This is a genomic window from Nocardia wallacei (genome assembly GCF_029868745.1).
Lineage (GTDB): Bacteria > Actinomycetota > Actinomycetes > Mycobacteriales > Mycobacteriaceae > Nocardia > Nocardia wallacei_B.
This window is the reverse complement of the sequence record NZ_JARWOP010000069.1, coordinates 1-5,595: the sequence shown is the minus strand read 5'-3', so window position 1 is coordinate 5,595 and position 5,595 is coordinate 1. Positions and strand designations below refer to the sequence as shown.

At 63.5% G+C, this 5,595-nt stretch carries 5 protein-coding genes; 3 read left to right on the top strand and 2 right to left on the bottom strand.

Features of this window, described 5'->3' with window-relative positions:
• Positions 1–515 (top strand): TrmH family RNA methyltransferase (locus QH470_RS04260; protein WP_280270930.1); only part of this gene is annotated, 515 nt, incomplete at its 5' end.
• A gap of 356 nt (positions 516–871) precedes the next feature.
• The gene (locus QH470_RS04255; protein WP_280270929.1) at positions 872–1,213 is read left to right on the top strand and encodes a helix-turn-helix domain-containing protein; all 342 of its coding nucleotides are present in this window, start codon (positions 872–874) and stop codon (positions 1,211–1,213) included.
• 326 nt (positions 1,214–1,539) lie between these two features.
• Here QH470_RS04255 and QH470_RS04250 read toward each other — a convergent pair whose 3' ends face one another.
• A complete protein-coding gene (locus QH470_RS04250; RefSeq protein ID WP_280270928.1) occupies positions 1,540–2,175 on the bottom strand; it encodes a DUF1345 domain-containing protein in 636 nt (211 codons plus the stop codon).
• A 289-nt stretch (positions 2,176–2,464) separates the two neighbouring features.
• Here QH470_RS04250 and QH470_RS04245 point away from each other — a divergent pair, with 289 nt between their 5' ends.
• On the top strand, positions 2,465–3,202 hold the full coding sequence (locus QH470_RS04245; RefSeq protein ID WP_280270927.1) for an alpha/beta hydrolase: 738 nt from the start codon (positions 2,465–2,467) through the stop codon (positions 3,200–3,202).
• On the opposite strand, the gene QH470_RS04240 is transcribed toward QH470_RS04245, so the two are convergent.
• Positions 3,194–4,534, bottom strand: a complete 1,341-nt coding sequence (locus tag QH470_RS04240) for an NsdA family TPR-like regulatory protein (protein WP_280270926.1) — start codon at positions 4,532–4,534, stop codon at positions 3,194–3,196. The genes QH470_RS04245 and QH470_RS04240 overlap by 9 nt on opposite strands.
• Positions 4,535–5,595 lie beyond the last annotated feature (1,061 nt).

Genomic DNA, 5,595 nt, shown 5'->3' with positions numbered 1-5,595 from the left:
TAGTGGGGGCTGGCTCCGTGGCTTATCCCCAACCCACGCCCCCCACGCCCGCGACGCTGGGCGCGGGGCCGTTATATATCCCCCCCCCCGCCACCGCCGCCACCCTGACCCGCGCCGCCGCCGCGGGGGGCGCCGACGGCGTCGTACTGAGCGGCGATTCGGTAGACCCCCACAACGGCAAATGCGTACGCGCCTGCGCCGGAAGCCTTTTCCACGTCCCCCTCGCCCGCGAGCGCGACATCGATTCCGTGCTGACCGACCTCCGCACCGCCGGAATCACCATCCTCGCCACCACAGCCCGAGGCGAGGTAGGCCTAGACGACGCCGACGAAATCCTCCGCCACCCAGTCGCCTGGCTCTTCGGCAACGAGGCTCACGGCCTACCACCCTCCATAGCCGCCCAAGCAGACCACCGCATCCGAATCCCCATCCACGGCCGAGCGGAAAGCTTGAACCTGGCCGCCGCAGCGGCCATCTGTCTTTACGCGAGTTCGCGGGTGCAGCACCGCGGTTGAGTGTTGCCGACCCGTCTCGGGCTAGCCACAGGAGGCCTGGCTGGTGGCGGACATGGCGGGAACATCCTCGGACGGGCCGATCTGCATGAAGCCTTCGGTGAGTGTGCGAACGAGTTAGCCAAACGGGGCCCGGCGTTGCATGACGCCGCCTCCCGGGGGAACTGGCCGAAGATTCGGCTGCCATCCGCATCACGTACGGGCTCGCGCCCGCACGAGGAGCCATTGTTCCGAAAGACCTGAATGCGAGAAGACATCGAGGTCAAACGGGCGAAACTCGGCCAACAGACCTGCGGAGCGGAGTACGAACCCGCCCACTAAGAATTCGTCCGTGTCATCGAGAGAGGAGTACTGGACCGATGAGCCACGCACGCTGGAAAACCTTCCGGGAACGCAAACCTGCCGAGGGCTACACGGAACCTGACGATGTCACCGAGTCCCGTCGCGAAATCCAGCTCTCAATGGCGCTGGCCAAAGCGGTCTACGACCGCCGAACCGGACTCGGACTCACTCGAGCGGATCTCGCTGATCGTGCCGGCCTGACCCAGGCCAAGATCTCGCGCATCGAAGGCTCTGACACCGTGCCAACCCTTCCACTGCTCGCCAAACTCGCCGGTGCCTTGGACGCCACCCTCAACATTGCCCTCGACGCCGAAGATATTCGGGTGCAATTCACCGGCCATCATATCGATGCCGCCTGAGCCCGGGCTCTCTCTGAGTCGCTCACCTGCGTGAACGGCTCTTGACACGAACCGTATGTCGGGGGCTAACGGGGCGGATATGTGCGTGCTTGGTGCATTCGTCGCTCGTTTGGTGGCGGATTCGTCGCATAGTCGGTGGTGGATTGGTCGCTGTGGTCGTGGTGGATTGGTCGCTGCTGTGGCGGTGGATTCGTCGTGGTTGTCCTGCGGTGACGGGTGCCTCTCAGCGACCCGTGCGAGCGTTCTCGGTCGGGAGGCTAGGTCGGCCGTGGTCCATTCCTTACCGACCTGATCATTCGGCTGATACGGAGGGTTGAGGGAAGCGTCTACCCGCTGGCGAAGCCTGCTACCAGGTTGATTGTTGTTGCCAGGACGACTGTGCCGAAGACGTAGGAGAGGAGGGTGTGGCGGAGTACTACGGCGCGGATGTGCTGGTTCGAGACGGCGGTGTCGGAGACCTGGTAGGTCATGCCGAGGTTGTAGCTGAAGTAGAGGAAATCGCGGTAGGCCGGGGGTGCGGCGGAGTTGAAATCTATTCCGCCGGTGGGGTCTTCGTAGTAGAGGTAGGCGTAGCGCGTGGTGTACATGAGGTGTAGGCCCGCCCATGCCATGAAGACTCCGCACAGTGAGGTCGCGCCTGCGGCGGGGCCTTCTTCGGAGTGGCGGAGGACGAGGATCATGACGGTGCCGACGAGGCCGCTCAGGGCGGCGGCCACCACGGCCAGTTCCTCCACGACCGGCCGGAAGTCCTCGCGACGTGAGTAGGCCCGTGTCTCGTCGGCATCCAGCGACCACAGGGCCAGCCAGCCCATCGCGACGAAAACTGTTGCTGTCATGGCAATTCCGGCCGTAACGCCCAGCGGCCCGGCCGTGTAAACCCCGACGACCGCGCCCACCAGGACTCCCGCCACGATCGAACTCACGAGCCTGGTGACAGCGGACAGCAGCAGCCGGTTGCGCATGTCCGAGCACTGTACCCACCGGTTACCGCGCGCCGACCCATCCCGCGAGTGTGGCGGGTCGGTTGGTGAACTCGACCGGGAAGTGTCGCGTCGTCTACGGGAACGAGTGATCGGACGCCGGTCCGCCGGTGCGAAAAGAGTGACCAGATAGATCATCGCGAATCGTCCGGCGTTCTCTGGTTGACTGGCTTTTATGGTTCCGACGAGCACGAACACTCGCGTCCGGACGCTCGACGGTTTGCACCTTGCAGCCACTCTCGTTACTTCCGATCCACCCTCAACCCGCGCTGTGGTCCTGGTGCACGGTGGTGGAGTCACTCGTGACGAGGGTGGGTTCTTTGCTCGTCTAGCCGTCGGCCTTGCCGACACCGGTATAGCGTCGCTGCGGTTCGACCTCCGCGGTCATGGTGAGAGCGAAGGGCGGCAGGAAGAACTCACGATGGCGACGATCCTCAACGACATCCGGGTCTGTCTGGACTACGTGCGGGAGGTCACCGGTGCGGTGGAAATCAGTCTGTGCGGTGCGAGCTTTGCCGGAGGCATCTGCGCCTACTACGCGGCGAAGCGGCCGGATGATCTGGTTCGGCTGGTCCTCCTCAATCCGCAGGTGGATTACAAGCAGCGCACCATCGACAGCCGGGATTACTGGGTGAACGACGTCATCAATGGCGAACGGGCGAAGGAACTCGATGACACCGGGGCGCTCCAGTTCAAGGCCGACTTGAAGCATGGTCGGCCGTTTCTCAATGAGGTGTTCTGGTTTCGGCCGCTGGATGTGCTCGGGGAGATCGAGGCTCCCACCCTCATAGTCCATGGGAACGCCGATACGTTGGTGCCGATCGACGGTTCGCGCCGGGCTGCTGGAAAGTTCATCGCGCCGGTCGAATTCGTGAAAATCGAAGGCGCGCAGCACGGGTTCGCGGTACATGACGATCCGCAGTATCTCGATCCTAGGAGTCAGGAGTATCAAGCCGAAGTCATCGGTGTCGTGTCCCGATGGCTTGCGACGGGGTCGGCGCTACGATAGTAGGAGCTCGCGGAGCCGGCGTACTTTTGGTCGGTGGCTCCACGGGTCGAGTGTTCGGACAACGTCGGCGAGGACGTTTATTGTTCGCTCCGAATGGGTTTCGCGCGCTACGCTGACCGAACGAACCGCAGCCGATGCGGCTTCATCGGGCTCACCCGAAAGCGCCAAGGCTTTGGCGCGGCGTGCGCCGAAGAACCCGGCATCACGACGTGACAAGCCACCGCCTCTCAGAACTTGGTCGAAGAGTTGACTTGCGATCTGCGGCTTGCCGGCTTCGGTGTAGCAACATGCAGTGCGCACGAGCAGTGTGCTCTGGTCGAAGTAAGTGACCAATGCTTCGTCGTCTGCCCTACTTGCGTTGGTCAAGAGTCGCTGGGCCCGATCGAGAGCGTGCTCTACGGATCTTGCGGGCTCTCCAGCCATTGCGAGGCCGAGGGCTTCCTGCTGCGCGACTTCGGCTTGGACGCGGAGCGGCAGCTGCCAGGGACCATCCGCGGCGGCCTGGGCAAGCGTCAGCACCATGCTCGTATCTCTTGTCTCGTAGGCCATTTGGGATTTCTTCAACAGTACGTAGCCCTGCATCGGGAGATTGCTCGCAGCCTGCGCCCATTCCATCGCCCGGTCGTAGAGAAGTGTCGCGCTGAGCGGATCGTGTAGGTCGCGGTAGAGCCATCCAGCGAATTCCGCGCCGTCAGCACCGGCGGCGAGGAGTTCGCGCCGGACGCCGGGATGGACGTCCGGCGAGTGTCGGCGGATGGCGGCGATGACCGCGAGCGCCAGAGGCAATGCAGCGGCCGGTCCCAGGGATCCATCGTCAAGCTTGCATCGGGTCAGTTGGGCGCGGAAGAAATCGACGACGTTGCCGTCGAAGTAGCGGCGAGAATCCTCGAGCGCGCGCCCGATTCGCTCCAATTCTGCGGCGTGCCGGGGTGGCGGAGCACCGGCGCCGTCCGATGCCAACCAGCGAGCGAGGTCGATCGCATCATGTCGTGGCGCATCGGTCCATTCGGATTCGTCGACGGTGTCGCGAGTATCGGCTTCCGGAAGTTTGAACCAGAGCAGTTCGTGTGGGATACCCAGACGTTGCGCCCAGCGAGTCAGTTTCGACAAATGTTCGGGCGCAGTGCCCTTTTCGATGCGGCTGAGCTGCGCCTGGGTCAGCTCCAACCAACTCGCAACCAGCTCTTGGGGAAGTGCTCGACCGTGGAATGGGTGCGTCCGATAGGCATGCAATACGTGACCCATGTGCCAGGTAGCAAGAGCGTCGCGCATCTGGTCGGTGTGCCAGAAGTCTGTCGGCACCGTCGGTGGTTGGTGGAGTTCGTCACGCACGGTGATTTCGCAAGCACCGCAGAGTTTCTGAGTGTTGTAGTTGCTGAGCCTACCCCCGCAGCGGCCGCAATACCGATGGCCGGATCCTCGTTTCATTGCTGCTCCGGATTGTCCCGGGGTGCCAGTTCCCCACCCAGTTTGCTCTGATCGACCCAGTAGTACCTGCTGGGTCGAGCGTATCGCTCTCTGTACCCCGTCTTGCCCAATCGATGGATTTGACCTGCGAATTTTCACCAGGATACGACGAGACGGGACAGCTTAGTGCCCGCGACGGTGCCAAGGTATGTATCGGACGCATACTCGGCCGACCAATCGGTATATCGCTCCCCTGAGCCGGTCGATCCACCCTCCTACCAGGAAGTTGTCCGACAACGGGACGGGGAGGTTGTGATGCGGGATCTGCGCCGTATCCGGATCGAATCCGGCGCGATGTGTATGGAGTACCGAGCTTGTGCGGAGCAGGCGCAGAGCGTTGCCGAGGAGTTGGCACACGCATCGTCGGATGTTGTTGTCACGGTTGACGACTGTGTGACAGAAGATCTTCCTGTGCTGCCGTGCGCACGATTGTGGGGCTGATCGATGTCGGTACCGGACTTTATGGGGCACAGGGCATTTGTGTATGCGGACGGGTGGCTGGCGGAGTTCATGTGCCAGGTGTCGTTGATGGAGTTGACCGTCGAGCGCGCGAGGGAGTTGCGGTACGTCCATCGCTTTCACAGTCCGGATGAATGCCTTGTGCACCTGGAAGCGGCGTACTTGCTAGTGACCGAGGAAGGGTTATGAACGTTGCGGCGGAAAGGGTTCGGAAGGTGCGGGGCGGTGAAGAAGGCGAGGTGTGGGGAGGGATGAGCGTGTCCGGGCGGATTGCGCCCAGGTATGGGGTGAGGGAGGTTCGGAGTATGGGAAGTGCGGGGAGAGAGTGAAGGTGGGGGGGGGGGGGGGGGGGCGGGGCGGGGGGGGGGTTTTGGGGGGGGGGTGGGGTGTGGGGGGGGGGGTTTTTTTGGTAGGGAGGGGGGGGGGGGGGGGGGGGTGGGTGAGGCGCCCCGCCCCCCCCCCCCCGG

Coding starts and splice junctions, on each gene's coding strand:
- QH470_RS04255 (WP_280270929.1), top strand. CDS start 872: ATGAGCCACGCACGCTGGAAAACCTTCCGGGAACGCAAACCTGCCGAG.
- QH470_RS04250 (WP_280270928.1), bottom strand. CDS start 2,175: ATGCGCAACCGGCTGCTGCTGTCCGCTGTCACCAGGCTCGTGAGTTCG.